This window comes from Nocardia asteroides, from assembly GCA_019930625.1.
In the GTDB taxonomy this organism is placed as follows: Bacteria; Actinomycetota; Actinomycetes; order Mycobacteriales; family Mycobacteriaceae; genus Nocardia; species Nocardia sputi.
Genome location: CP082844.1, coordinates 3,582,690 through 3,607,289 on the forward strand (window position 1 = coordinate 3,582,690; position 24,600 = coordinate 3,607,289).

The 24,600-nt window shown below is 69.1% G+C and carries 26 protein-coding genes; 13 read left to right on the forward strand and 13 right to left on the reverse strand.

Annotated elements, in window-relative coordinates; all coding sequences use genetic code 11:
* Positions 1-44: 44 nt before the first annotated feature.
* Positions 45-698 (forward strand): MerR family transcriptional regulator, encoded by a 654-nt coding sequence (locus K8O92_16415; protein ID UAK35262.1) that lies wholly within the window; start codon positions 45-47, stop codon positions 696-698.
* A gap of 58 nt (positions 699-756) precedes the next feature.
* A complete protein-coding gene (locus K8O92_16420; protein ID UAK35263.1) occupies positions 757-1,323 on the forward strand; it encodes a type 1 glutamine amidotransferase in 567 nt (188 codons plus the stop codon).
* 9 nt (positions 1,324-1,332) lie between these two features.
* Here the strand turns inward: K8O92_16420 and K8O92_16425 are convergent, their stop codons facing one another.
* Positions 1,333-2,004: a TetR/AcrR family transcriptional regulator gene (locus K8O92_16425; protein ID UAK35264.1), complete on the reverse strand. Its 672-nt coding sequence runs from the start codon at positions 2,002-2,004 to the stop codon at positions 1,333-1,335.
* 111 nt (positions 2,005-2,115) lie between these two features.
* Here K8O92_16425 and K8O92_16430 point away from each other — a divergent pair, with 111 nt between their 5' ends.
* The 3 genes from K8O92_16430 to K8O92_16440 all read left to right on the forward strand — a co-directional run bounded on the left by K8O92_16430 (position 2,116) and on the right by K8O92_16440 (position 4,729).
* Positions 2,116-3,261 carry an acyl-CoA dehydrogenase family protein gene (locus tag K8O92_16430; protein UAK35265.1) on the forward strand — a complete coding sequence of 382 codons (1,146 nt, stop codon included), beginning with the start codon at positions 2,116-2,118 and terminating at the stop codon, positions 3,259-3,261.
* A 146-nt stretch (positions 3,262-3,407) separates the two neighbouring features.
* Complete coding sequence (locus K8O92_16435; protein UAK35266.1) at positions 3,408-3,872, forward strand: DUF4442 domain-containing protein; 465 nt, start codon at positions 3,408-3,410, stop codon at positions 3,870-3,872.
* A gap of 527 nt (positions 3,873-4,399) precedes the next feature.
* Positions 4,400-4,729, forward strand: coding sequence for a transglycosylase family protein (locus K8O92_16440; GenBank protein ID UAK35267.1), 330 nt, complete (start codon positions 4,400-4,402; stop codon positions 4,727-4,729).
* Between the two features lie 207 nt (positions 4,730-4,936).
* Here the strand turns inward: K8O92_16440 and K8O92_16445 are convergent, their stop codons facing one another.
* From K8O92_16445 to K8O92_16480, 8 genes are all read right to left on the reverse strand, one after another.
* Positions 4,937-5,677 (reverse strand): SDR family NAD(P)-dependent oxidoreductase, encoded by a 741-nt coding sequence (locus K8O92_16445; GenBank protein UAK35268.1) that lies wholly within the window; start codon positions 5,675-5,677, stop codon positions 4,937-4,939.
* Positions 5,674-6,870, reverse strand: coding sequence for a thiolase family protein (locus tag K8O92_16450; GenBank protein UAK35269.1), 1,197 nt, complete (start codon positions 6,868-6,870; stop codon positions 5,674-5,676). The genes K8O92_16445 and K8O92_16450 overlap by 4 nt, the downstream gene beginning before the upstream one ends.
* Before the next feature lie 84 nt (positions 6,871-6,954).
* On the reverse strand, positions 6,955-8,004 hold the full coding sequence (locus K8O92_16455; GenBank protein UAK35270.1) for an ABC transporter ATP-binding protein: 1,050 nt from the start codon (positions 8,002-8,004) through the stop codon (positions 6,955-6,957).
* Positions 8,001-8,813: a molybdate ABC transporter permease subunit gene (gene modB / locus K8O92_16460; protein ID UAK35271.1), complete on the reverse strand. Its 813-nt coding sequence runs from the start codon at positions 8,811-8,813 to the stop codon at positions 8,001-8,003. The genes K8O92_16455 and modB overlap by 4 nt, the downstream gene beginning before the upstream one ends.
* Entirely contained in the window at positions 8,810-9,586 is a 777-nt protein-coding gene (modA, locus tag K8O92_16465) for a molybdate ABC transporter substrate-binding protein (GenBank protein UAK35272.1), read from the reverse strand. Before modA ends, modB begins: the two co-directional genes overlap by 4 nt.
* 6 nt (positions 9,587-9,592) lie before the next feature.
* Positions 9,593-9,991: a helix-turn-helix transcriptional regulator gene (locus K8O92_16470; protein ID UAK35273.1), complete on the reverse strand. Its 399-nt coding sequence runs from the start codon at positions 9,989-9,991 to the stop codon at positions 9,593-9,595.
* A gap of 87 nt (positions 9,992-10,078) precedes the next feature.
* Positions 10,079-10,777 (reverse strand): hypothetical protein, encoded by a 699-nt coding sequence (locus tag K8O92_16475; protein ID UAK35274.1) that lies wholly within the window; start codon positions 10,775-10,777, stop codon positions 10,079-10,081.
* Positions 10,778-10,825: 48 nt separating this feature from the next.
* Entirely contained in the window at positions 10,826-12,073 is a 1,248-nt protein-coding gene (locus K8O92_16480) for a helix-turn-helix domain-containing protein (protein ID UAK35275.1), read from the reverse strand.
* A gap of 272 nt (positions 12,074-12,345) precedes the next feature.
* On the opposite strand from K8O92_16480, the gene K8O92_16485 reads away from it, so the two are divergent.
* The 7 genes from K8O92_16485 (at position 12,346) to K8O92_16515 (ending at position 21,008) form a co-directional block, all read left to right on the forward strand.
* On the forward strand, positions 12,346-13,482 hold the full coding sequence (locus K8O92_16485; GenBank protein ID UAK35276.1) for an alpha/beta fold hydrolase: 1,137 nt from the start codon (positions 12,346-12,348) through the stop codon (positions 13,480-13,482).
* 167 nt (positions 13,483-13,649) lie between these two features.
* The gene (locus K8O92_16490; GenBank protein ID UAK35277.1) at positions 13,650-15,038 is read left to right on the forward strand and encodes a lipase family protein; all 1,389 of its coding nucleotides are present in this window, start codon (positions 13,650-13,652) and stop codon (positions 15,036-15,038) included.
* Between the two features lie 140 nt (positions 15,039-15,178).
* A complete protein-coding gene (locus K8O92_16495) occupies positions 15,179-16,543 on the forward strand; it encodes a glutamine synthetase family protein (protein UAK35278.1) in 1,365 nt (454 codons plus the stop codon).
* Positions 16,524-17,270, forward strand: a complete 747-nt coding sequence (locus K8O92_16500; GenBank protein UAK35279.1) for a gamma-glutamyl-gamma-aminobutyrate hydrolase family protein — start codon at positions 16,524-16,526, stop codon at positions 17,268-17,270. Before K8O92_16495 ends, K8O92_16500 begins: the two co-directional genes overlap by 20 nt.
* Complete coding sequence (locus K8O92_16505) at positions 17,267-18,628, forward strand: aldehyde dehydrogenase family protein (GenBank protein UAK35280.1); 1,362 nt, start codon at positions 17,267-17,269, stop codon at positions 18,626-18,628. The genes K8O92_16500 and K8O92_16505 overlap by 4 nt, the downstream gene beginning before the upstream one ends.
* Positions 18,629-18,648: 20 nt before the next feature.
* The gene (locus K8O92_16510) at positions 18,649-19,413 is read left to right on the forward strand and encodes a 3-oxoacyl-ACP reductase (protein ID UAK35281.1); all 765 of its coding nucleotides are present in this window, start codon (positions 18,649-18,651) and stop codon (positions 19,411-19,413) included.
* 311 nt (positions 19,414-19,724) lie between these two features.
* The gene (locus K8O92_16515; protein ID UAK35740.1) at positions 19,725-21,008 is read left to right on the forward strand and encodes an MFS transporter; all 1,284 of its coding nucleotides are present in this window, start codon (positions 19,725-19,727) and stop codon (positions 21,006-21,008) included.
* Between the two features lie 154 nt (positions 21,009-21,162).
* On the opposite strand, the gene K8O92_16520 is transcribed toward K8O92_16515, so the two are convergent.
* Together K8O92_16520 and K8O92_16525 are read right to left on the reverse strand one after the other, a co-directional pair.
* A complete protein-coding gene (locus tag K8O92_16520; protein UAK35282.1) occupies positions 21,163-21,540 on the reverse strand; it encodes a hypothetical protein in 378 nt (125 codons plus the stop codon).
* Between the two features lie 84 nt (positions 21,541-21,624).
* Complete coding sequence (locus K8O92_16525) at positions 21,625-22,194, reverse strand: TetR/AcrR family transcriptional regulator (protein ID UAK35283.1); 570 nt, start codon at positions 22,192-22,194, stop codon at positions 21,625-21,627.
* A 97-nt stretch (positions 22,195-22,291) separates the two neighbouring features.
* Here K8O92_16525 and K8O92_16530 point away from each other — a divergent pair, with 97 nt between their 5' ends.
* Complete coding sequence (locus K8O92_16530; protein UAK35284.1) at positions 22,292-22,729, forward strand: hypothetical protein; 438 nt, start codon at positions 22,292-22,294, stop codon at positions 22,727-22,729.
* 77 nt (positions 22,730-22,806) lie between these two features.
* On the opposite strand, the gene K8O92_16535 is transcribed toward K8O92_16530, so the two are convergent.
* Both K8O92_16535 and K8O92_16540 read right to left on the reverse strand, forming a co-directional pair.
* Positions 22,807-23,610 (reverse strand): SDR family oxidoreductase, encoded by an 804-nt coding sequence (locus K8O92_16535; protein UAK35285.1) that lies wholly within the window; start codon positions 23,608-23,610, stop codon positions 22,807-22,809.
* 10 nt (positions 23,611-23,620) lie between these two features.
* Positions 23,621-24,583 carry a DUF1702 family protein gene (locus K8O92_16540; protein UAK35286.1) on the reverse strand — a complete coding sequence of 321 codons (963 nt, stop codon included), beginning with the start codon at positions 24,581-24,583 and terminating at the stop codon, positions 23,621-23,623.
* Positions 24,584-24,600: the final 17 nt, after the last annotated feature.

A 24,600-nucleotide genomic window follows, 5' to 3' on the forward strand; every position in this document is an offset into this window, starting at 1 on the left:
GGTACTATCCACTGTCAAGATGTCGACCGAGCCCGAGGAGTCCGATGCGGATCGCCGAACTCAGCCGCGCCAGCGGTGTTTCTCCCGCGACGATCAAGTACTACGTGCGGGAAGGCCTGCTGCCGTCCGGCGTGCGAACCCACCGCAACCAGGCCGAATACAGCGAGGCGCACGTGAGTCGGCTGCGGCTGATCCGGGCACTGGTGGATATCGGCGGCGTGTCCATCGAAGCGGCGAGGGAACTGCTCGCGGCGCTCGACAGCGGCAACCTGTCCGCGCGCGATTCCCTCGGTCATGTGCAGTACGCGCTGGGTGGGCGGCGCTCTCCGGTCGCCGACGAGCAGCGGGCGGCCGCCGCCGAGGACGTCGCGGCACTGCTGGACGGGCGCGGCTGGCGAATCCACGACGAGAGCCCGGCCCTCGGCACCCTCATCGATGTCTGCGCCGCGCTGCGCCAGCTCGGCCACGGTGACGTGGTCGGCGCGCTGGACGACTACGCGGGCGCCAGCGAGGCCATCGCCGCCACCGACCTCGCCCTGGTCCGCAACGAACCCGCCGTCGAGCGGATGACCGAAACCGCGATCGTCGGAACGATCTTGGGTGACACCCTGCTCGCCGCACTGCGCCGGCTGGCGCAAGAGCATCTCTCCCGCACGCTGTTGCCGCCGGACGACGCTTCCGGCCGCACCGAGGTTTAGCGCAGCCCTCGCGCGGCATGACGGGAACAGGATCATTCGACCGAAAGGAGAGGCGCTCATGGCCGATCAGCTGGATGGGACGCGGGTCCTGATCATCACCTCGAACGCGGGAGTGGAGCGGGACGAACTGCTGGTGCCGCGCGACGAACTGCGTCAGCGCGGCGCGCGGGTCACCCATGCCGCGCCGAAGCGCGAGCAGGTGCAGACTTTCCGCCACGACACGGAGAAAGACGCTGCTGTACAACCGGATTCGTCGTTGCACGAGGTTTCCGTGGACGACTTCGACGTGCTCGTGGTGCCCGGCGGCACGGTGAACGCGGACAAGCTGCGGGTCACCGACCGGGCGATCGAGCTGGCCAAGGAGTTCGCGGGCGCGGGCAAGCCGATCGCCGCGATCTGCCACGGCCCCTGGCTGCTCGTGAACGCGGAGCTGGTGTCCGGCAAGACGCTGACCTCGTACTTCTCGCTCCGGGCCGACATCGTCAACGCGGGCGGCGCGTGGGTCGACGAACCGGCGGTCCGCTCCGCCGAGGGCGGGTGGACGCTGCTCACCTCCCGCAACCCGGGTGATCTCCCCGATTTCGTCCATGCCATTACGCGGGAAGTGGTACCTGCCTCCCGGTGATGCACTGGTTCACTTGTCCGGCAATGGTTCTCGCGGGTCGATCGCGATGCCCAGATCGCGGAGCCGGTTGTCGATGAGCAGCCAGCATTCGGTGGTCAGGCGGTCGACGAGGGCGGACTCGGTGGTGTCGTGGTGTTCCAGCCACCAGCGCACCGAGGCGTCGACCAGACCCAGCAGGGCGACCACCAGCCGGTCCGCGGCCATCGGGTCGGCCCCGAACTCCGGCAGGTAGCGCGCCGCCGCCGCGGAGATCTCGGCGGCGAAAGCGCTTCCGCCGACGCGCGGCTCGTTGCGGCCCCGCCGGTAATCGCGTCCGACCAGGAAGCGATACAGATTGGGGTGCTCGGCGGCCCACCGTACGTGCTGGGCCAATGGCTCGCGGATGACGTCCAGTGGCGTGCCGTGCACCGCCAATCGCGCCCGGATCCGCTCGGTCAGATCGTGGTGCGCGTACCGGGCGACCGCCAAGTCCAGCTCTTCCTTGCTGGCGAAGTGTCGATAGACATGTGTTCGGGCCAGTCCGGCCCGGTCGGCGATCCGGCCGGTCAGCGCGTGCGGACCGTCCTCCTCGATCGCCGCTATCGCGGCTTGCACGATGGCGCGGCGGCGCTCGTCGCGGCCGGGCCGATTGCTGGTGGAACGCCGAGCGTCGGCGGTGTCCACCCAGGGTTGTCGTGCCACAGGGTGAGCGTATCCGCCGGGCAATCCGGTGGTACACCTTGTACCCGGTCAGCTATTGGTACACACTGTACCCGTAACTATCGGTATCAGACTTTCGCAAGGACACCCCCGATGACGACCTGCCGGTCCGCCTGGCTCGACGACGACCTGGACGCCCTGCGCGAGCTCGCCCGCTCGTTCTTCGCGAAGGAGTTGACGCCGAACATCGACAAGTTCATCGAGCAGCACCACGTCGACCGCGACTTCTGGACCAAGGCGGGCGCGCTCGGCCTGCTGTGCGCGTCGATCCCGGAGGAGTACGGCGGTGGCGGCGGCACCTTCGCGCACGAGGCCGTGCTCATCGAGGAGCAGGCCAAGGCGTTCGACACCTCCTGGGGCGCCACCTTGCACAGCGGGATCGTCGCGCACTACCTGCTGCACTACGGCACCGAAGAGCAGAAACGGCAGTGGCTGCCCAAGATGGCCACCGGCGAGGTCGTCGGCGCGATCGCCATGACCGAGCCGGGTACGGGATCGGATCTGCAGAACGTCAAGACCAAGGCGATCCGCGAGGGCGACGAGTACGTCGTGAACGGCTCGAAGACCTTCATCACCAACGGCAGCCAAGCCGATCTCGTCATCGTGGTCGCCAAGACCGACACCAGCGCGGGCGCCGCGGGGATCTCGCTGATCCTGGTGGAGGCCGACCGGCCGGGCTTCCGGCGCGGACGGGTGCTGGACAAGGTGGGCCAGAAAGGTCAGGACACCTCGGAGCTGTTCTTCGAGGACGTCCGCGTCCCGGTGTCCAACCTGCTCGGCACTCGGGAAGGGCAGGGCTTCGTCCAGCTGATGCAGCAGCTTCCGCAGGAACGGCTGATCATCGCCGTCGGATCGGTGGCGGGCATGGAGGCCGCGCTGGAGGCGACGTTGCGCTACACCAAGGAGCGGCACGCCTTCGGCAAGCCGGTGTTCGCGTTCCAGAACACCAAGTTCAAGCTCGCCGAGGTGGCCACAGAAACCCGGGTGGCCCGGGTCTTCCTGGACGATTGCATCGCGCGGCACCTCCGTGGGGAGCTGGACATCCCGACCGTCGCCATGGCCAAGTGGTGGACCACCGACCGCGCCATGTCGGTGGCCGACGAATGCCTACAGCTGCACGGCGGCTACGGCTACATGACCGAATACCCGATCTCGCGGATGTGGACCGACAGCCGCGTGCAGAAGATCTACGGCGGCACCAACGAGATCATGAAGGAGATCATCGCCCGCAGCCTGTGACCCTCCCGCGGCCGACGGTGTTGGCAAACTGTCAACACTCTGTCGGCGCGCGCGTTCGAGGGCCTACGCTTCGGTGACGTCCACCACGGTGGCCGTGGCAGAGGCAACGAGGTGCCGGTCACCTCCGGCGTGAAGGGACGGTTGCGATGAGCGACGTCGGGACTCCTCCGTTCGAGGACATCGTCAACGGGGCACTGGAATACACCATCCCGATCGCGCACAAGATGGGTGTCCGGGCGGTGGAGGTGCGGCGGGGTTTCGCGGCGACCTCGGTGCCCGCCGAGGGCAACGGCAACCACTTCGGCGTGATGTACGCCGGTGTGCTGTTCACCGTCGCCGAGATCCTCGGCGGCGCGATCGCGGTGGCGACCTTCGACAACTCCGCGTTCTATCCGCTGGTGAAGGACCTGCGCGTGTTCTTCCGCAAGCCGGCCAGGACCGACGTGCGGGCGGAGGCGACGCTGTCGGAGGCGGAGATCGCACGCGTCACCGCGGAGGCGGCGGAGAACGGCAAATCCGAGTTCACTTTGCGGGCGGTGGTCACCGACGCCGACGGCGTGGTCGTCGCCGAAACCGAGGGGCTCTACCAGTTGCGGGCGCACGGGAAGTAGTCGGCGCCTGAGCCGGAGGCGCGTCCGACGCGCCTCCTGGCCGGTCCGGTCCTGCGCCGGGATCGCGAATCGGCCGCGTCGCCATCTGCGGTCACGGTCATATCTTTGGCTCATCCGGAAGGTAACGAACCGGTCGCTGGGCTCCCCTTCGCGCCGGTATCCGGCACAGGCATGCCTACTACCGCAAGTCGTGGACCTGGGAAAATGCGACTCGTTTCACGATTTCCGAGTGATCTCGAACACATAACGCCCCCATAACAGCGGATCGGCGCAGCCCCGTTTCCCGCGAGCGACCTGGGGTGATGGCGCGAACTCTCGACCAGGGGTTAAACCTGGTCCCACGTTATTCGAACGTGATCTGCCGCGACATCTCCGCTAACGTCGGTCACGGCTCGGGGCAACACCGAGATCGAGCTCGAATCGCAGAACGCCGGAAACCCTGTCCCGCGGTTCGAGTGTCCACAACCTTCCTGGGGACAGGGGCGCGGCGAACTTCGCCGAGCCGGTGGGCGCAGGCGGGAAATCTCATGTCGCATAACCGTAAATTCACCACTCGTGTTCTCGGCTTCACCGCGGCTCTCGGCGCTCTCGTCGCCGTGCCGTTCGGCCTGTCCACCGCCACCGCTTCGGCCCACAACTGGGATGCCGTCGCGCAGTGCGAGAGCAGTGGCAACTGGTCCACCAACACCGGAAACGGCTTCTCGGGCGGCCTGCAGTTCACCCAGAGCACCTGGGAGGCCAACGGCGGCACCGGCAGCCCGTCCAACGCCAGCCGCGAGGAGCAGATCCGCGTCGCCGAGAACGTGCTCGCGACCCAGGGTCCGGGCGCCTGGCCTGTGTGCGGCGCTTACCTCTGATGCGTCACCGGCGCCTACCGCGAATCCGCGGTAGGCGCCGAGCTATTTCATGGCGATAATACTGATTGCCATATATAGGTGCTCTCGAAAATCGCATCCGCAATTCGGAATCCGATTATTCACAGCGAATCGTTATTCGCCGTGCCCGAATTCGGCGTTATATTCTGATGCCTGAGCTCGGGTCTGGTCGCTGCCGGGTAACGGTGCTCAGGCACGCCACAGCCGGTCACCGGCGCGGGACAGCACGATGTTCGGCACCACCGCGTTGCGGGACAACCGGGTGATCGCCAGGACCATCTCGGCGACGTCGCCGGTGGTGAGCATCGTGGACCGGTCGAGAACATCACGCTTCCACGCGGTCATGTCGGTGTCGACGTAGCCGGGGGACACCGCGGTGGCGCTGACGCCGTTCCCGGACTCCTCCAGCGACACGGTTTCGCACAGCGAGATCAGCGCCGCTTTGGTGGCTCCGTAGGCGGCCAGGCCCGCCTCTGCGGCGACACCGGTGATCGACGCGAGCGCGACGATCTTCGCGCCGCGCTCCCGATCGGTGTCCGCGCTCTTGCGCAGCAGCGGAAGCGCCGCCTGGATCAGCGTGAGCGGTGCGCGAAAATTCACCTCCAGCATGCGCTCGCAGCTTTTCGGCGGTAGGTCGGCCACGGTGCCGGCGGTGCCGGTGCCCGCGCCGAGCACCAGCACGTTCATGCCACCGAAGCGTTCCTCGTGTGCTCGCACCAGGTCGCGCAGCTGATCGAGGTCGTTCATCTGCGCGACCACCGGATGCACGTCGGCGCCCGTCTCGTCGCGCAGACGGGCCGCGGTCTGCTCGAGGGTGTCGCGGGTGCGCGCGACGAGAGTCACGTGATAGCCCTCGCCGGCCAGGCGGCGCGCCACCTCGGCGCCGATGCCGCGCGACCCACCGGTGACCAGCGCGGTACGGACGCTCATCCGAGACGTTCGATGATCGTGGCGTTGGCCAACCCGCCCGCCTCGCACATCGTCTGCAGACCGTAACGGCTGCCGGTCTGCTCCAGGTGGTTGACCAGCGTCGCCAGGATGCGGGTGCCCGAGGCGCCCAGTGGATGGCCGAGGGCGATCGCGCCGCCGCGGGGGTTCAGCCGCTGCGGGTCGGCGTTCAACTCGTGCTGCCAGACCAGCGGCACCGGCGCGAACGCCTCGTTCACCTCGTAGGCGTCGATGTCGTCGATGCCCAGTCCGGCGCGCTCGAGTACTTTGCGAGTGGCCGGGATGACGGCTGTGAGCATCAGCAGCGGGTCGTCGCCCACCACGGCGAACGAGTGGAATCGGGCGCGCGGGCGCAAGCCCAGCTTCGCCGCCGCTTCCTCGCTCATGATCAGTGCGGCCGAGGCGCCGTCGGTCAGTGGGGAGGAGTTCCCCGGGGTGATCGACCACTCGATCTCGGGGAAGCGCGTCGTGTACTGATCGTCGGCGAAGGCGGGCCGCAGTTTCGCGAGGCTTTCACCGGTGGTGCTGGGCCGGATGGTCTCGTCGGCCGTCAGCGCGCCCGCGGGCACCAGTTCGTTGTCGAATCCGCCTGCCGCCGCGGCTCGAGCGGCGAGCTGATGCGAGCGGGCGGCGAATTCGTCGAGCGCGGTGCGATCGAACTTCCACCGGGCGCTGATCACCTCGGCCGCGATGCCCTGCTGGATCAGGCCGTCCGGGTAGCGGTGGGCGAGTGGGCCGCGGTTGGCGTCCTTGCCCTGGCCGTTGGAGAACATCGGCGCGCGGCTCATCGATTCGACGCCGCACGCGATCGCGATGTCGTAGGCGCCCGCGATGACACCCTGGGCCGCGAAATGCGCGGCCTGCTGGCTGGACCCGCACTGCCGGTCGACCGTGGTGGCGGGCACCGACTCCGGGAACCCCGCGGCCAGCGCGGCGGTCCTGCTGATGTTGAACGCCTGCTCGCCGCTCTGTGTGACGCATCCGCCGACCACGTCGTCCACCATCGCGGGATCGAGGTCGTTACGGGCGACGAGTTCGGCGAGCACGCCCGCCAGCAAGGTGGCCGGATGCACGTCCGACAGGCCGCCGCCTGCCTTGCCCTTACCGGACGGTGTGCGGACGACATCGACGATGACGGCGGACCTCGCGGACCTCGCGGACCTCGCGAATCTCATAGCCCTCTCCGATCAGCTAAGTTAATTGCTATTCTCGCCTAAGTTAACATGAATTCGCGTCTGCGAACCATGTTGATGGCACTCTCACGCCGGGTAGGTGTGGGTTTCGGTGGCCTTGACCGCTGCCCACAGTCGCAGGCCGGGCCGAAGTCGCAGCTCGGCCACGGTGGCCGGGGTGACGTCGGCGAGCACGGGTGGGGCGCCGTCGAGCCGGACTCGGACGGTGTGGGCGTGCTGTTCGATCGCGGCGACGGTGACCGGCCAGGTGTTGCGCGGGCTGCCCGCGGGAGGCGCCGGGTGCAGGCCGACCGCGGTCGGTGCGAAGGCGACGTGCACCGGTCCGCTGCCCGGCTCGGCCACGGTGAACGAACCCCCGTCCGCGAGGTGGACGGTGGTGTCCCGGGCGGTCCCGCGATAGAGGTTGAGACCGACCAGGTTGGCGACGTAGTCGGAGCGCGGCCGCCGTGCGACCTCGGCGGGCGGACCGTGCTGCACCACCGCGCCGTCCTCGACGATCACCAGGCGGTCGGCCAGGACCATCGCGTCGAGCGGATCGTGCGTGACGAGCACGGTGTGCCCGGGATAGTCGGCCAAATGGTGGGCGAGGTCCGACCGGACCCGTAGCCGCGTGCTCGCATCCAGCGCGGCCAGTGGTTCGTCGAGCAGCAGCAGCGCCGGGTCGGTGGCCAGTGCCCGGGCCAGCGCCACTCGCTGCGCCTGGCCTCCGGACAGGGCGCGCGGTTCGGCGGCGGCCTGCGGCGCCAGCCCGACGCGCTCGAGCCAGTGCGCGGCGCGTGCGCGGGCCGCGGCGCGACCGTGCCCGCGAGCGCGCAGCCCGAACGCGACATTCTCCAGAGCGCTGAGGTGGGAGAACAGCAAGTAGTCCTGGAAGACGACGCCGATCCGTCGCCGCTCGGCGGGGACGAACACCTTCGGCGGCGCGTCCCAGGTTTCGTCGTCGAGCCGGATCGCGCCCTCGGTGAGCGGCGTCAGCCCGGCCAGCGCGCGCAACGCGGTGGTCTTGCCCGCGCCGTTGGGGCCGAGCAGGGCGACCACCTCACCCGGCGCGACGGTCACGCAGATGTCGAGCCGGAACGACTCCCGGGTGATCCGCAGGTGCGCGTCCAGCGTCACATCACACCTCGGATCCACCGCTCCCGCAGCGCGACCAGCACCGCCACCGAGACGCCGAGCAGGACCAGGCTCAGCACGATCGCGTCGGCCGGATCGGTCTCCAGCGCCAGGTAGACCGCCAACGGCATCGTGGTGGTCCGCCCGGGGAAGTTACCCGCGAACGTGATGGTGGCGCCGAATTCACCCAGCGCCCGCGCCCAGCACAACACCGCGCCCGCGACGATGCCGGGCAGCACCGACGGCACCGTGACCCGCCGGAAGGTCAGCCAGCGCGACGCGCCGAGGGTCGCGGCCGCCTCTTCGAAGCGCGGATCGGCCGCCCGCAGCGCGCCCTCCACCGAGATCACCAGGAACGGCATCGCCACGAACGCCTCCGCGACCACCACGCCCGCGGTCGTGAACGGCAACGACACGCCGAGCCATTCGTGCAGGTAGCGGCCGACCAATCCGCGCCTGCCGAGCACCAGCAGCAAGGCGACGCCGCCGACGACCGGGGGCAACACCAGCGGAACGGTGACCAGTGCCCGGATCAGCCCGCTTCCCGGTACCTCGCCGCGCGCGAGCAGCCAGGCCAGCGGGATGCCGAATACCAGGCAGATCACCGTCGCCAGGCTCGCGCACACCAGCGAAAGGCGCAGCGCCTGGCCGACTTCCGCGGTCAGCAGCCGGTCGGGCAGCGTCCGCCACGGCGCGCGCAACAGCAATCCCAGCAGCGGTACGACCAGGAACGCCAGCGCACCCACCGCGGGCAGCACCAGGACGAGGGGGCGTCGTCCCGCGGGTGTCCGTCGCCGTGCCGCGCGGATCACGGTGTCTCGAATCCCGCCTCCGCGAACACCGCGCGCGCCTGGTCGGAACGTATGAATTCGACGAACGCGGCCGCCGCCGCGGCATTGGGCGCGTGCGCCAGCGGTGCCACCGGATAGTCGTTGATCGCCTTGCCTGCTTCCGGGACGGCGATGCCCTCCACCTGAGCGCCGCCCGCTCGCACGTCGGTGCGATAGACCAGGGCGGCGTCGACCTCGCCGAGTTTCACCTTGGTCAGCGCCGCTTTGACGTCGGTCTCGCGCGTGTCCGGCCGGGGGTCGACGCCCGCCGCCTGGAAGACCGTCGTCGCGGCCGCGCCGCACGGCACCTGCTCGGCGCACAGCGCTATCTCGAGCTCGGTCCTGCCGAAATCGGCCAGTGCGGTGACCCCACCGGGATTGCCCTTCGGCACCGCGATCTCCAGCCTGTTGCGCGCGAAGGTGGCCGGTGCGGCGGTGACCTCGCCCGCGTCCACGACCTGCTGCATGTTCTTCGGCGCGGCCGCGGCGAAGACGTCGGCGGGTGCGCCCTGGATGATCTGTTCGGCGAGTGCGGAGCTGGCGCCGAAGCTGTAGACCACCCGCACCCCCGGGTGCGCGGCCTCGAACCGGTCGCCGAGTTCGGTGAACGTCTCGGTCAGCGAGGCCGCGGCGAACACCGTCACGGTGCCGCCGATCCGGTCCGCATCTGCGGAGCCCGCGTCGTCGGAGCCGCAACCGGTCAACGCCATCGCGGCGACTCCGGCAGCGGCCACCACGCTCAGCGATCGAATCATCCCTGGTCAACTCTCCGGTATCTCGACGACGACGTGTGTCGATTTGACCGACGCCACCGCGACGCTGCCGACTTCGAGCCCGAGTTCCTCGACCGACTCCCGGCTCAGCAGCGACACCAGGCGGAACGGCCCGGCCTGCATTTCGACCTGGGCCATGACGGTGTCCTTGACCACCCGCGTGACGATGCCGCGCATGCGATTGCGCGCCGACGCGGCCACGGTGACCCCCGGCTGGGGAGCCTCCGCGTTGGCCCGGAGGAACTCGGCGAGTTCCCGCCCGCTGACGCCCTTGCGCCCGTTGCCGAGCTGGAGCGCGGTCAGTTTGCCCTGATCGATCCAGCGCCGCACGGTGTCGTCGCTGACCCCGAGCAGCGAGGCAGCCTCGCTGATCCGCAAATTCGACATGAAGTGCAGTTTATTTCCGTATCTGCGGAAATCAAGCCGGGTGGAGAACGTGATGTGACGTCGGCCGCCGCGTGCGATCGGTCCGTCTCAGGCCGCGGTCAACCGCAGCATCGAACGCGCACCGGGCTGGAATTCGAAATCGACGTCGACGATGTCCGACCGGATGCGGTCGGCGCGCAATGCGTTACGGAGGCGGTCGAGCAGGTCGTCCAGCCGCCTGCCCGCATGGCCGACGAGCGGGAACACCCGGACCTCGCCACGGCTCGTGCGCGCCAGCTCCCGCAGGGCGGCCAGGTGGAAGCCGAAATCCAGCCGGTCGGCGTAGGTGAACAGCAGATGCGAACTCAGCACCAGATCGAAGGCGCGATCGGGGAAGTCGAGGGCGGGCAGCACGCCGAAGTGGTAGCGCCCCGGGTTGGCGTGCAGGTCCTCGGTGAAGCGACGGGCCGCGGCCTGCCGCAGCCGCCGATGGCCCTCGGGGTCGCCGTAGAAGTCCCATACGAAGCGGTCGGCGGCGGCTGTGGTGTAGGACGCGTTGCGGTCCAGTTCCGCGGACGCCAGGGCGGTCAGTTCCGCGGCGGGCATGCGATAGACCGGATCGACCGCGACCACCCGCGCGCCGAGTGCGGCCGCCTCCGCCGCGAAGCCGGCAGCGCCACCTGGGCAGTCGAGGATGTCGCCGCGCAGGTCGTCGTCCGTGAGTGCGAACATGGCCCGGTACTCGCTCAGCGATCGACCGGTCAGCAGATAGCGGCCATCGCCCAGCGGATCCTGCTCGTCTCCCATGCGTCGGACGGTAGCCACGCGCCGGGGACGGTGCGAGGGAATTTCGCCCTAGGTCTGGTCGGGGCCGGTTGCCCGGCTCGGGTAGAGGCGCTGGATCGTCAGCGCGGCCGCGAGCAGCCGCGAGTCGTGCGGATCGGTGGGATCGACGCCGGTGAGTTCGGCGATGCGGCGCAGGCGGTAGCTGAAGGTGTTGGGGTGCACGTGGATCTCGGCGGCCGCGGCCTTGCGGTCGGAACCGTGCCGCAGGTGGGCGTCGAGCGCGTCGAGCAGGTGCGGGCTGTCCAGGATCGGGGCGATGCGTTCGGCCAGCCGCGTGCGCGCGGTACCCGGTCTGGTGAGCTGGTACTCCAGCAACAGGTCGTCGAGCTGGTAGACGCCCGGGGGCCTGCCGAGCAGGCGCGCGAGTTCGGCGAGGTCGGTCGCTTCTTTCGCGGTCTGCGGGATGGCGTCCCTGGGCACGGACGGATATTCGGCGAGGAATACCGCGACGCCGAAGCGCTCGGTCAGTTCCGCGGCCAGCCGGGTATGGCGGGTCTCGTCCAGCTCGGCTTCGGAAGCGCTGGGCAGCAACGCGATTCCGGTCCAGCCGTCGAAGGTGGCCAGCGTCGTGGTGCCCGCCAGGGCGTCCAACGTGCGGTGCAGGATGCGGATGCGGCGCCGCCCGACCAGCGTCGCGACGGGACTCGGCTGGTCGTCGTGCCGGATGTGGATCGCCAGCACCGTGTAGTGCTCGGCCAAGGCGGTGTCGGCCCGCGCCGCCAGCTCCGCGGCGGGCAATCCGTGCAGCAGCGCCGAGCACAGCGCGCGGCGCGCCTCCCGTTCCGCGTTGTAGATGGACTGCTCGACCTCGGCGTAGGTCTCCACGACCGTGATGTTGATCCGCATGAGCAGATCGAGCAGGCGGCTGCCGACCAGGACGAGATCGTCGAGCTCCTCGGGGGAGGCCAGCGCGGCCGCCTCCTGGAGCACCGACTGCGCGGAACCGTGCATGGCCTCGATCAGCACGGGGAGCGGAAACCGGTCCTCGGCGTGCCGCTCGGCCACCGGAGCGACGAAGGTCGCGACCTCGGCCTGAGTGAAGCTGCGCTGTTCGCCGATCGCTTGGAGCGCCGCCCGGCCGCAGGCGTAGATCGCCGGAAGCACCTCGGCCGTGAAATGCCCCTCCGGCAGGTCGGCGGCCGGCGGGGTGGTGCCGAGGCCCGCGGCGAGCATGCGCTCGGCGATCTGCGGCCAGCGAGTGAGCAACCGGCTGACGAGCGGGGCGTCCCCGGCCACCGGGGACAACGCGACGGGCATGGGCCGATTGTTTCCGACCACCGAACGCGCGGCAAGGTCGTGCGCGCTGTCGCGCGAATTTTGGTTCGCACACCAATTTCCGGATGAAATGTTCTCTTCGGCGTGCAGTGACATCCCTGCGGGTCGCGCCATACATTCGGGAGGCGGCTCGCAACTATGGTCTCGGTCACATCGACATCCGAAAGTGGCGTGGGAGACATTCTGTGGCGGTGCTCGATTACCCGCCGGGCCGCGCTTTTTCGGCGCGAATGGAAGTGAACTGGATGTTGGCAATGATGCACAACGCTCGGCGGGCGATTCTCGGTGCCGCGGTGATCGCCGGCGTGACAATGGCCGCCGCACTGGGCGGCGGGGCGGCGCACGCGCAGGAGGAGATCGAACCGACACAGCAGGCGCTCGCGGACTACATCAGCGCGGGACTGACACCCGCCCCGGACGGCAGCCTGCCCCGCGCGATCGTGGACACCGGCAGCTCGGGCTGGGCCACCAGCGTCGCTTCCGACGCCTCCGGCGAAGGCCCGGAGATGTCGGCGTACCTGGCCGCGTTCGCCTACGGACTGACCCATCCCGACTCGGCTCCCGCAGGCGCCAACCGCTGGAACTGCGCGCCGACCGCCGAACACCCGCGGCCGGTGGTGCTGTTGCACGGCACCTGGTTGAACGCCTACGACACCTTCTCCTACCTGTCGCCGCGCCTGGCGCGCGCCGGGCACTGCGTGTTCGCCTTCAACTACGGACGCTCCGGCCTGCTGCAAGGCGGCGGGCTCGGACCGGTCCTGCCCGGGCGCTACGGTGTCGGCCGGATGGAGGACTCGGCGTCGCAGTTGCGCGACTTCATCGATCGGGTACTGGCCGCGACCGGTGCGCAGGCCGTCGACATCGTCGGGCATTCCCAAGGCGGCACGATCGCCAACCACTACCTGAAATTCGAAGGCGGCCAGGGCAAAGTGGGCAAGCTGGTTAGCCTGGGCGCCACCCATCACGGCACCTCGCTGATGGGCATCGCGACACTGGGCCGGATCATCAACAACTTGGGCGTCGACATTCTCGGGTTCTACGAGCCGCTGGTGGGATTCGCCAATATCCAGCAGGCAGTGGGCTCGCCGTTCTACGCCAGGTTGAACGCACAGGGCGACACGGTTCCCGGCGTCGCCTACACGGCGGTCGGTTCCCGGCACGACGAGGTCACCAACCCCTACCACTGGACATTCCTGCAAGCGGGTCCCGACGCGACGGTGGACAACATCACGCTGCAAGAAGGGTGCGACCAGGATCTGTCGGACCACCTGACGATGATGTATTCCCCGCGGACGGCATCGATCGTTTTGCGCGCGCTCGATCCGGTCGCGCATCCGGCGCTGGAATGCACCTTCAATCCGTGGTTGATCGGCGGTAACGGCAGCCTTTGAGCGGCGCTGTCACTGCATCGTCACGAGAAATCACGACCGGCTGATTGGCTCCGGGGACAATTCTTTTCCGGTCGCGACCTTGGTTGGCTGGAACACGGGCATCCGGCCGCGTCACCGGCGCGGGGGTGCCCGTGCTCACGGCCGTGCCGTCGGAAAGGAACAACGGGATGAGTGTGGAACCCGAGTGGGACGGCGGCCCGGCGCCGCACGATCCGGCGGCGTTCTCGCGGCGGCCGATGCTGCCCGAAGAGGATCCGTTCTACGTCCCTCCGCCCGCGCTCGGGCGTCTGCGTCCCGGCGCGATCGTCCGCTCGCGCCGGGTGGAGATAGGATTCTTCGGGCTTGTGCCCCAGCGCATTTCGGCCTGGCAATTGCTCTATCGCACCGGTGATCTGCACGGTGAGCCGGAGGTGGCGGTGACCACCGTGCTGCTGCCATGGGGAGCGGATCCGGCACAGCCGCGTCCGCTGGTCTCGTTCCAGTGCGCGATCGACGCGGTGGCCTCGAAATGCCTTCCCTCCTACTCGCTGCGGCGTGGTGCGCGGGCGGCGGGGGCGATCCCGCAACTCGAGCTACCGCTGATCACCAGTGCCCTGGCGCGGGGCTGGGCGGTGTCGGTGCCGGATCACGGTGGAACCGCGGGCCGGTTCGGTGTGGCAAGGGAGCCGGGATACCGCGCGCTGGACGCGGTCCGCGCCGGCCTCGCCTTCGGCCCGCTGGGGCTGGATTCCAGCACACCCGTCGCGTTGTGGGGATATTCGGGCGGGGGACTGGCCACCGCGTGGGCCGCGGAGGTGGCCGCCGAGTACGCCCCGGAACTGAACGTCGTCGGCGCGGTCGCCGGGTCGCCGGTGGGCGATCCGGCCGCAGCTTTCGTCCGGCTCAACGGCACACTGTTCGCCGGATTCGCGGCCGTCTTCACCGCCGGACTGCGTCGCGGGTACCCGGAACTGGACCGCATGCTGCGCGCTCACTTGGACGCGCGGTATCTGGGGTGGCTGGCCGAGACCGAGACCACCGCGACGTTCCCGCTGCTGTACCGCTTCGCCCGGCGCGACATCGACAAGCACAGCAGAGCGGGACTCGCCGCCATGATCGCGCAGGACGGATTGCGGCGGATTCTCGACGACATCCATCCCGGCCGCGCGGCGCCCGCCATGCCCGTGCTCGTGCTCCAAGGCATGCACGACGAGGTGATCGCGGTCGCGGACGTGGACGGCCACGTCGCGCGCTACGTCGCCGCGGGCGCCCACGTGCGCTACCTGCGCGATCGGCTCAGCACCCATCTGCTGCTGCAATTCCTGGCGCTGCCGGTCATGGTCGACTGGCTCGCCGGTCGATTCACCGACCGCGAGCTGCCCGCGGCCGGTACGCGGACGCACTGGTCGCTCGCTTTCGCCGGTCCGGCGCTGAGCGGCCACCTGCGTTTCGCGGCCCTGCTCGTCCGTATGTGGCTGGGACGACCGATTAGCGCACAGCGCCGGCCGGTGATGTCCCGTCCGCGCCCACGCCGTCCGTCCGTCCGTTCCGCCGCCGTGCGCAATCCCTCGGCCTGACCCGGCACGCACCACGAAGGCGTCGCTGAGCTGGGCTGATTCCACCCCACCGTGCGGCGAGGCCGAGATTCACGCGTCGCCTCACAAACGTGCCGGTTTTGCTCTAGCGTGAGCACGGTTGGTGCCGAGAGGGGTCGTGGATGCGTAGCGGGATGCTGAGTGTGGCGCAGTTGCGGGACCGGGTCGACACGGGTGAGATCGACACGGTGCTGGTCGCCATGACCGACATGCAAGGGCGGTTGCAGGGGAAGCGTTGCGCGGCGCGATATTTCCTGGACGAAGTGGTCGAGCACGCCACCGAAGCATGTGGCTACCTGCTCGCGGTGGACGTGGACATGGCCACCGTCGACGGATACGCCTTGTCGTCCTGGGAGACCGGATACGGGGACGTCGTACTGCGGCCGGATCTGCACACGCTGCGGACGGCGCCGTGGTGGCCGGGCACGGCGCTCGTGCTGTGCGACGTCGAGCAGGTGGTGCCGCAGGGGCGAGCCGTAGCGGCTTCGCCGCGCCAGGTGCTGCGCAAGCAGCTTGACCGGCTGAGCGAGCGTGGTCTGCGGGCTTTCGTCGGGACCGAACTCGAGTTCCTGGTGTTCGACGACAGCTACGAAGCGGCGTGGAACGCCGGGTATCGCGGCCTGACGCCGGCCAACCAATACAACGTCGACTACTCGATGCTCGGCACCGGCCGGGTCGAACCGTTGTTGCGCCGCATCCGCAAGGAGATGGATGGCGCCGGAATGTATGTCGAGTCGGCCAAAGGCGAGTGCAACCCCGGCCAGCACGAGATCGCGTTCCGCTACGACGAAGCCCTGGTCACCTGCGACAACCACAGCATCTACAAGACCGGCGCGAAGGAGATCGCGGCGCAAGCGGGGCGCAGTCTCACCTTCATGGCGAAATACAATGAGCGCGAGGGTAACTCATGCCATATCCACCTGAGTCTGCGCAGTGACTCGGGCGAGCCCGTCTTCGCGGGTGACGGGCCGGACGGCATGTCGCCGCTCATGCGCCACTTCATTGCGGGCCAGCTGGACTGCCTGCGCGAGTTCACCTACCTGCTGGCGCCGAACATCAACTCCTACAAGCGATTCGTCGCGGGCAGCTTCGCGCCCACCGCGATCGCGTGGGGCCGGGACAACCGGACCTGCGCCATCCGCGTCGTCGGCGAGGACCATTCGCTGCGCTTCGAGAACCGGGTGCCCGGCGGCGACGTGAACCCGTATCTGGCCGTGGCCGCCCTGATCGCGGCGGGACTGCACGGCGTCGAGCGGAGGCTGCCGCTGGAGCCGGAGTTCCACGGCAACGCCTACCACTCGAAGCGGCCCCGAGTGCCGCGTACGCTGCGCGAAGCGGCCGAGCTGTTCGCGGGCAGCACGGTGGCCCGTACGGCCTTCGGTGATGATGTAGTGGAGCACTACCGCAACGCCGCGCGCGTCGAGCTGGACGCCTACGACGCCGCGGTCACCGACTGGGAGCGTATCCGTGGTTTCGAACGACTCTGAGGTCGCGGGAGCCCGTCCCGTGATCGGCCTGCCCACCTATGTGGAGCGGACCCGCTTCAACGCGTGGGATCTGCCGAGCGCTGTCCTGCCGCACGCCTATGTCGACATGGTGGTGGCCGCGGGTGGCATCCCGGTGTTGCTGCCGCCCGCGGGCGTCCCGCGCCCCGAGCTGGTGCGCAGGCTCGACGGGTTGGTGCTGACCGGCGGCGCGGACGTCGATCCCGCGCGTTACGGCGGTCCTTCGACCGGGATACCCGGCTACACCAGACCGGACCGGGACGAATCCGAATTCGGCCTGTTCGAGCTGGCCAGGGCCGCGGGCATGCCCATTCTCGCGGTCTGCCGCGGTCTGCAGCTGGCGAACGTGGCGCTCGGCGGCACGTTGATTCCGCATCTGCCCGACGTCGTCGGACACGAGGAGCACTCCGGTGTCGAGGGCGGATTCACCGCCACGCGGGTGCTGACGATCGCGGGTAGCCGGGTCGCGCGGTCGGCCGGTCCGGAAGTGAAGGTCCACTGCCACCATCATCAGGCCATCGATCGGCTCGGCGAAGGCCTGGCCGCGACCGCGTACGCCGCCGACGGCACGATAGAGGCCGCGGAGGCCACCGACGGTTCGTTCCTGGTCGGTGTGCAGTGGCATCCGGAGGCCGACGCCACCGACCGCAGGCTGACCCGGGCACTGGTCGAGGCGGCGGACACCTATGGCAGGGAGCGGCAGTCGTGACGACAGCGCAGGTGATCAATCCCGCGACCGAACAGGTGGTCACCACCGTCGAACTCGTCGGGGAAGCCGAGACCGACGCGGCCATCGCTCGAGCCCAGCTTGCCTCGGGCGCGTGGCGGGAGGTGGCGCCGGGTGATCGGGCGAGGTTGCTGCGCCGGTTCGCCGAGGCGGTCGAGTCGGATCTGGAGCACCTGGCGCGGCTCGAGGTGGTCAACGCCGGGCACACCATCGGCAACGCGCGGTGGGAGGCGGGCAACGTCCGCGACGTCCTGCACTACGCCGCCGGGATGCCGGAACGGCTGCTGGGCAGCCAGATTCCGGTCGCGGGCGGGGTCGACATCACCTTCCACGAACCGCTCGGCGTGGTCGGAGTCATCGTGCCGTGGAATTTCCCGATGCCGATCGCGGCCTGGGGCTTCGCGCCCGCGCTCGCCGCGGGCAACACGGTGGTGCTCAAGCCCGCCGAGATCACGCCGCTGACCGCCCTGCGGCTGGGTGAACTCGCGCTCGAGGCGGGTCTGCCCGAGGGCGTATTCCAGGTGCTGCCCGGCAAGGGCTCGGTGGTGGGGCAGCGCTTCGTCACCCATCCCGCCGTCCGCAAGGTGGTGTTCACCGGTTCCACCGAGGTCGGCACGCAGATCATGGCGGGCTGCGCGCGGCAGGTGAAGCGGGTGACGCTGGAATTGGGCGGCAAGAGCGCGAACATCGTGTTCGCCGACGCGGACCTGGAACAGGCGGCGGCGACCGCGCCCTACGGCGTCTTCGACAACGCCGGGCAGGACTGCTGTGCCCGATCGCGGACCCTGGTGCAGCGCAGCGTGTTCGATCGATTCCTAGAACTGCTGGAACCCGCGGTGCGGGGGGTTCGGGTCGGTGACCCGTCCGATGAATCCACCGAGATGGGCCCGCTCATCTCGGCCGCGCACCGGGAGCGCGTCGCGGAGTTCGTGCAGCCCTCGACGAAGCTCGCGTTCACCGGAAGCATGCCCGACGGTCCTGGGTTCTGGTATCCGCCGACGGTTGTGCTGCCCGGCGCACCCACCGACCGGGTGCTCACCGAGGAAGTGTTCGGCCCGGTGGTGGCGGTGCTTCCGTTCGAGGACGAAGCCGACGCGCTGCGGATCGCCAACGACACGAATTACGGTCTGTCCGGCTCGATCTGGACCCGGGATGTCGGCCGTGCGCTGCGCGTGGCCCGCGGTGTGGAGGCGGGCAATCTGTCGGTGAATTCGCATTCTTCGGTCCGGTATTGGACCCCGTTCGGCGGTTTCAAGCAGTCCGGGCTGGGACGGGAACTCGGGCCGGACGCCGCGTTGGCGTTCACCGAGACCAAGAACGTCTTCCTCGCCACTCAGTGACACATCCGACAGGAGATACGTTGCAGCGCTTACAGGATCGAGTCGCCGTCGTCACCGGCGGCGGGAGCGGTATCGGTCTGGCCACGGTCCGTCGTTTCGCGGCGGAAGGGGCGAAGGTGGTGGTCGCCGACATCGACGCGCAGACCGGCAAGGCGGCCGCCGAGGAGGTCGGCGGGCGGTACGTGCAGGTGGACGTCACCGACGAGGCCCAGGTGCAAGCTCTGTTCCAATCGGCCGTCGACACCTACGGCGGGCTGGATGTCGCGTTCAACAACGCGGGCATCTCCCCGCCGGACGATGATTCGATCCTGACCACCGGCCTGGAGGCCTGGCGGCGGGTGCAGGAGGTCAATCTGACCTCCGTGTACCTGTGCAGCAAATACGCCATCGGGCACATGCTCGAGCGCGGCAAGGGCTCGGTGATCAACACCGCCTCGTTCGTCGCGGTGATGGGCGCGGCGACCTCGCAGATCTCCTATACCGCTTCCAAGGGCGGCGTGCTGGCGATGAGCCGCGAACTGGGAGTGCAGTTCGCCCGCAACGGCATCCGGGTCAACGCCTTGTGCCCCGGGCCGGTGAACACGCCGCTGCTGCGGGAACTGTTCGCCAAGGACCCGGAGCGCGCCGCGCGGCGACTGGTGCACGTTCCGCTCGGCCGGTTCGCCGAGCCGGAGGAGATCGCCGCCGCCGTCGCCTTCCTCGCCAGCGACGATTCCTCGTTCATCACCGCCTCCCAGTTCCTCGTGGACGGTGGCATCGCGGGCGCGTACGTGACGCCGCTGTAGGACCGGGGCTTTCTTTTCGGCGCTGCCGCTCGTGAGCCACAGCCCGACACGCACCACATCCGACTTCATGTGACCGGAGTCACATACCATCTCGAATGCGCTGGTCGGAGGCGCGATGTCCGGGCGTTTCGCGGCTCGTGCTGGTTTACCGCCCGCTAATCCTGGGTATCGGTCTGTTTCGTGCCACACCTACGGTCTGTCGGACCGAGGTGAAACGAACCGAGGTCCGTGGACGGGCTGGAGAGGACGTGCACGTGACCGACCGGACATCGGAGAGTTTCCCGCTGCGGCGTTCCGTGGCGGCCTCCGCCATGGGCAACGCCACCGAATGGTTCGACTATGGTGTCTACGCCGCGACCGCGACGTATCTCACCCACGCCTTCTTCCCCGGGGAACTGGGCACGCTCGGCACCATGCTCGGCTTCGCCATCTCGTTCGTGCTCCGGCCGCTCGGCGGCATGGTGTGGGGGCCCCTCGGTGATCGGATCGGTCGCAAAGCCGTGCTGGCCACCACGATTCTGCTGATGGCCGCCGCCACCGGCGCCATCGGCCTGCTGCCCACCCACGCGTCCGCCGGCGTGCTTGCCCCGGTTCTGCTCATCGCGCTGCGCGTGGTGCAGGGCTTCTCGACCGGTGGTGAATACGGCGGCGCGGCCACGTATCTGGCCGAGTGCGCGACGGACCGCAAACGCGGTTTCCTCGGCAGTTTCCTGGAATTCGGCACGCTCGCCGGTTTCGTGGGCGGCTCGGCCACCGTACTGGCCTGCCAGCTCGCCCTCGGTTCGGACGCCATGCACGAGTGGGGCTGGCGCATACCGTTCCTGATCGCCATCCCGCTCGGGCTCACCGGCTGGTACCTGCGCGCCAAGCTGGAGGAGAGCCCGGTGTTCACCGAGGTCGCCGACCACAAGCGTCCGCCCGGTGGCCTGCGCGAGGTGTTGACCACCTATCGGCGCGAGACTCTCACATTGGCCGGACTGGTGGTCGCGCTCAACGTGGTCAACTACACGCTGCTGACCTACCAGCCCACCTACTTGCAGAACACCATCGGCATGGGCGAGTCGGCCACCACCGCGATGATGCTGGTCGGGCAGCTGGTGATGATGCTGGTGCTGCCGTTCTTCGGCAGGCTGTCCGACAGCGTCGGCCGCCGCCCGTTGTGGTTGTTCTCGCTGCTGGGTCTGGCCGTGTTCGCGGTGCCGATGTACTGGCTGATGGGCCAGGGAACCGCGTGGGCGATCTTCGGCTTCATCGTGCTCGGCCTGCTGTACGTGCCGCAGCTGGCCACCATCAGCTCCACCTTCCCCGCCATCTTCCCGACCCATGTCCGCTACGCGGGCTTCGCGCTGGCCTACAACGTCTCCACCGCGGCCTTCGGCGGCACTGCCCCGCTGGTCAACGAGGCAGTCATCGATGCCACCGGCTGGGCGCTGTTCCCCGCCGTCTACACGGTCGGCGCGTCCCTGGTCGGTCTGGTGGCTTGGAATTACCTGCGCGAAACCGCCGGAACCTCACTGCGCGGCACCGAGGTCCCCGACGCGGGCGAACCCACTCCGGACCCCGACCCAGACCTACCCGCCCAACCCGCGTACTGAACCGCTCCGCACGCGCACATGGCCGCCCATGCGTGGTCTGCGCGGCGATGCGGCGGGTCTGGCTGAGGCGTTGAACGACCGACCCGGAAATGGGTTGGACAGGCGGTGGCGTGCGGGTGGCCGTCGGGTGGCCGCATCCGGTCCGGCTGTCGGCTCACGCGGAAGGCGGTTCGGTGTCGTCGAAGTCCTCGGGCCAGCTGTCCTCGATGATCAGGCGCCCATCTTCCAGCGCGGTCGTGTACTGGCCTGCGACCACGTCGGCCGGATAGGTCGGCCAGTAGGAGACCGCGCCGGTGGGCTTGTCGATGACGCAGACGGAACCGCCGACGAACACCGGCGGGCTGCTCGGGTCGGCGTGCGGTGGGCGGGGGAAGGTGGCGACGGCGACGAAGCAGGCGTCGAATTCCGTTAGGTGATAGGTGATTCCGCGATCGGTGTAGTCGCCGTTGGTGAGATGGCGGTCGGCGATCAGGTGCGCCTCGCTGAGGTCCACCGGTGTGGTCGCCTCGGTCGGGTAGGCATGGATGTCCATGAGTAGATGGCGGCTGGGGAGGGGCCGCCGCTCCTTCCGGGTCTCTGGATAACACGGTGGCGGCTCGCCGCGAGCCGTTTCCGGTCAGTCGAACCGGATGGTGGACAGCATCCTGCGGGCGAGGGCCTCCGGATCGGGATCGTCGGCCAGTGACGAATTATGCAGTGCCCCTTCGCGCCACAGCGAAGCGAAGCCGTGCACCAGTGACCATGCGGCCAGTTGCGTCGCTTGCTGATGGGTACGGTCGTGCTCCGCTTGGATCGCGGAGACGCCGGAGCGCAGCGCCAGCGCGGAACGCTCGCGCGCCGCGCGCAATTGCGGGTCCTGCGCGTGCAACAGGTTGTGGCGGAACATCACGTCGAAGTGGCCGGGATGCTCGCGTGCGAAGCGGATATACGCCACCGCGACCTCGCGGAAATCGTCGGCCGCCCGCATGAGCTGTGTGGCCAGCAGGTCGAAACCCTCGGTGGCCAACGCGGTGAGCAGACCTGCCCGATCACCGAAGTGGTGGGCCGGTGCGGCGTGCGAGACGCCCGCGTGCCGCGCCAGGTTGCGCAGGGAGAGAGCGTCGACGCCTTCGGCGGCGATTCGCTCGGCGGCCGCCGTCAGTAGCGTCGCGCGGAGATCGCCGTGGTGATAGCTGTCCTTCGCCATCCCTCGATGGTGGCCGATCATCTAGACATTGACAAGTTGGTGACCGCAGTTCTAATCTTTCCACTGTCAAGTTTGTTCGAACGCACAGGAGATCCCGATGGCACCGCTGGTTGTCCTCGCCGCCGTCACCGCAATCGCCCGGCTCGTCGGCTGGCTGAGCGGCAACGACTGGCTCGATTCGTGGGCGCACGCGACCGCACTCGGGCTGGCCTCGATGCTCGTGCTCACCTCGAGCGCGCACTTCCTCCAGCCGCGCCGCGATGCCCTGATCGCCATGGTGCCGCCGCGACTGCCGAACGCGCCCGCATTGGTGACGCTGACCGGCATCCTGGAACTGGCGGGTGCGGCCGGCGTGCTGATCCCCGCGACCGCTGACGTGGCCGCGGCCTGCCTGATCGCGCTGCTGGTGGCGCTGTTCCCGGCGAATGTCCGCGCCGCCCGCGCCGGACTGGGCATCAAGACCATGCCCCTGCCCCTGCGGGCACTGGTTCAGGTCCTCTTCATCGGGGCCTGCGTGGTCGTCATGGTCGGCTGAGTACGGCCGAGTACGGCTGAAGGCCCGCTCACCCACCGAGAAGATGGTGGATGAGCGGGCCTTCGAGCTGAGGACGCTCAGCCGGAGCGTAGCGCCTTCGCGATGGTGCGCCGCATGAACGGCCGTGCCAGATCCTCGGGCAGGTTCGCCCAGGCCAGGAAGAACCGCGTCAGCGGGTCGAGTGCGATGTGGTGACGGCCGCGTTCCAAGCCCTGCACGGCGGCCTCGGCGACCCGCTGGGCCGTCATCGGTTCGATCGACCCGGTGATCGCCTTGGTCTCCACCGGCTTGCGCTGGTTCTCCATGGCCAGCCCTGGCGTGTCGGTGTCGGCGGGATAGATCACCGTGACGTCCACGCCCTTCGGCTCGACTTCATAGCGCAGGCACAGCGCCAGCTGCCGGATGGCCGCCTTGGTGGGCCCGTAGGCGGTGTAGCCGGTGATCCCGAGAAACGCCGAAGTCGAGCTGACCAGCAGGATCTTTCCGCCGCCCCGCTCCACCATGCCAGGCAGCACCCGGCGCACCGCGTGCACCGCGCCGAGATAGTTGGCCGACATCTGCACCTCGAACTCGGCGGCGTCCACTTCGAGGAATCGGCCGGGCAGCGCGAGACCGGCGCAGCAGGCGATGACCTCGCACGGCCCGTTGCGCTGCTCCAATTCCGTGATGGCCGAGGCCAGTTGGTCCGGATGCGTCACGTCTGCGGCGGCCCGGTCCGCGCCCAATCGTTTCGCGGCGTCGCGCAGCGGGAGCTTCCGGCGCGCGATGATCGACACCCGCGCGCCACGCCGCGCGAAGGCCTCCGCCACCGCGGCGCCGATCCCTTCCGATCCGCCGGTGACGATGACGTGCTTGCCTGCCCAGTCCTCGACCCGTGCCATCGCGCGGTCCTCAGGCTCGACTGGCGGTGACGATGTCGGCGATCCGGTCCCGCCACAGCAGGTAGGTGCCGGAGGTGCCGTCGTCGGGCAGGCCGTCGAGCGAACTCTCGATCAGCGCATCGGTTTTCGCCACGGTGGTGCCGCAGAAGACCCGCGCCGCCGCCTCGCTGTGCTCGTTGACGCTGTTGGTCTGCTGCCGGATGCGCGCGACCATGGCCGAACCCAGCGACAGCTGCGGCCGGAATTCACCGGCCATATCCCAGAGCTCCTCCATCGCGGCCGGTTCCACGCCGCCCGCGAAGGTGACCGCGATGCCGACGCCGCTCCACAGATCGGTGTGGCGCTTCGGGTCGAACTCGTCGATCAGCCGCACGACACCGGCCGGGTTGCCGCCGCCGATGAACCACAGCGCGCGGCCCATGCCCTGATCGGCGATGCGCTTCAGGTTGTCCCGGTCGCCGAGCCAGCCGGGGTAGCGGGTCTCGACGTGCTTGTCCCGCACGTAGCGCTGCATCTGGAAGAACGCTTTGTAGAAGCCGTAGCCGTCGATGGCGAGCCAGCGGAACAGCGGGTGCCGCGGGAACAGCTTCTTCCACCGGAACTTCGGGATCTTCGCCATGGCCAGGCCCACTCCCACGTACATGGTCAGGGCGTAGTCGCAGGCCGGCCCGTCGATCAAGTCGGCGGCGCGACGGCCGGGCGAGAGCGAGTCGATGGCGGTGAGCCCGACCGCGGCGCCCTCGTAGGCGAAGCCGCGGTACTTCGGCGGCACCTGCAGCAGCGCGGCGATCAGCTCCTCGTTGTCCGAGCTGCGGACCGCGGAGTCGATGCCGCCGACCAGGTGCAAGGTCACCTGCTCGAGTTCCAGCGCGGTGTGCTGGTCGGGCTGCTCGAATCCGCTGAGCACCATGCGGACACTGGCCGGACTGGGGACGAGCAGGGCCGCGCGCAGCGGACCCAACGGTGAGGGCATGGGATCTCCAATCGTCG

What these genes read in the sequence shown, in the direction of transcription:
- K8O92_16415 (UAK35262.1), top strand. Translation starts at nt 45, where the DNA reads ATGCGGATCGCCGAACTCAGCCGCGCCAGCGGTGTTTCTCCCGCGACG.
- K8O92_16420 (UAK35263.1), top strand. Translation starts at nt 757, where the DNA reads ATGGCCGATCAGCTGGATGGGACGCGGGTCCTGATCATCACCTCGAAC.
- K8O92_16430 (UAK35265.1), top strand. Translation starts at nt 2,116, where the DNA reads ATGACGACCTGCCGGTCCGCCTGGCTCGACGACGACCTGGACGCCCTG.
- K8O92_16435 (UAK35266.1), top strand. Translation starts at nt 3,408, where the DNA reads ATGAGCGACGTCGGGACTCCTCCGTTCGAGGACATCGTCAACGGGGCA.
- K8O92_16440 (UAK35267.1), top strand. Translation starts at nt 4,400, where the DNA reads ATGTCGCATAACCGTAAATTCACCACTCGTGTTCTCGGCTTCACCGCG.
- K8O92_16445 (UAK35268.1), bottom strand. Translation starts at nt 5,677, where the DNA reads ATGAGCGTCCGTACCGCGCTGGTCACCGGTGGGTCGCGCGGCATCGGC.
- K8O92_16450 (UAK35269.1), bottom strand. Translation starts at nt 6,870, where the DNA reads ATGAGATTCGCGAGGTCCGCGAGGTCCGCGAGGTCCGCCGTCATCGTC.
- modA (UAK35272.1), bottom strand. Translation starts at nt 9,586, where the DNA reads ATGATTCGATCGCTGAGCGTGGTGGCCGCTGCCGGAGTCGCCGCGATG.
- K8O92_16470 (UAK35273.1), bottom strand. Translation starts at nt 9,991, where the DNA reads ATGTCGAATTTGCGGATCAGCGAGGCTGCCTCGCTGCTCGGGGTCAGC.
- K8O92_16475 (UAK35274.1), bottom strand. Translation starts at nt 10,777, where the DNA reads ATGGGAGACGAGCAGGATCCGCTGGGCGATGGCCGCTATCTGCTGACC.
- K8O92_16480 (UAK35275.1), bottom strand. Translation starts at nt 12,073, where the DNA reads ATGCCCGTCGCGTTGTCCCCGGTGGCCGGGGACGCCCCGCTCGTCAGC.
- K8O92_16485 (UAK35276.1), top strand. Translation starts at nt 12,346, where the DNA reads ATGATGCACAACGCTCGGCGGGCGATTCTCGGTGCCGCGGTGATCGCC.
- K8O92_16490 (UAK35277.1), top strand. Translation starts at nt 13,650, where the DNA reads ATGAGTGTGGAACCCGAGTGGGACGGCGGCCCGGCGCCGCACGATCCG.
- K8O92_16495 (UAK35278.1), top strand. Translation starts at nt 15,179, where the DNA reads ATGCGTAGCGGGATGCTGAGTGTGGCGCAGTTGCGGGACCGGGTCGAC.
- K8O92_16515 (UAK35740.1), top strand. Translation starts at nt 19,725, where the DNA reads ATGGGCAACGCCACCGAATGGTTCGACTATGGTGTCTACGCCGCGACC.
- K8O92_16520 (UAK35282.1), bottom strand. Translation starts at nt 21,540, where the DNA reads ATGGACATCCATGCCTACCCGACCGAGGCGACCACACCGGTGGACCTC.
- K8O92_16525 (UAK35283.1), bottom strand. Translation starts at nt 22,194, where the DNA reads ATGGCGAAGGACAGCTATCACCACGGCGATCTCCGCGCGACGCTACTG.
- K8O92_16530 (UAK35284.1), top strand. Translation starts at nt 22,292, where the DNA reads ATGGCACCGCTGGTTGTCCTCGCCGCCGTCACCGCAATCGCCCGGCTC.
- K8O92_16535 (UAK35285.1), bottom strand. Translation starts at nt 23,610, where the DNA reads ATGGCACGGGTCGAGGACTGGGCAGGCAAGCACGTCATCGTCACCGGC.
- K8O92_16540 (UAK35286.1), bottom strand. Translation starts at nt 24,583, where the DNA reads ATGCCCTCACCGTTGGGTCCGCTGCGCGCGGCCCTGCTCGTCCCCAGT.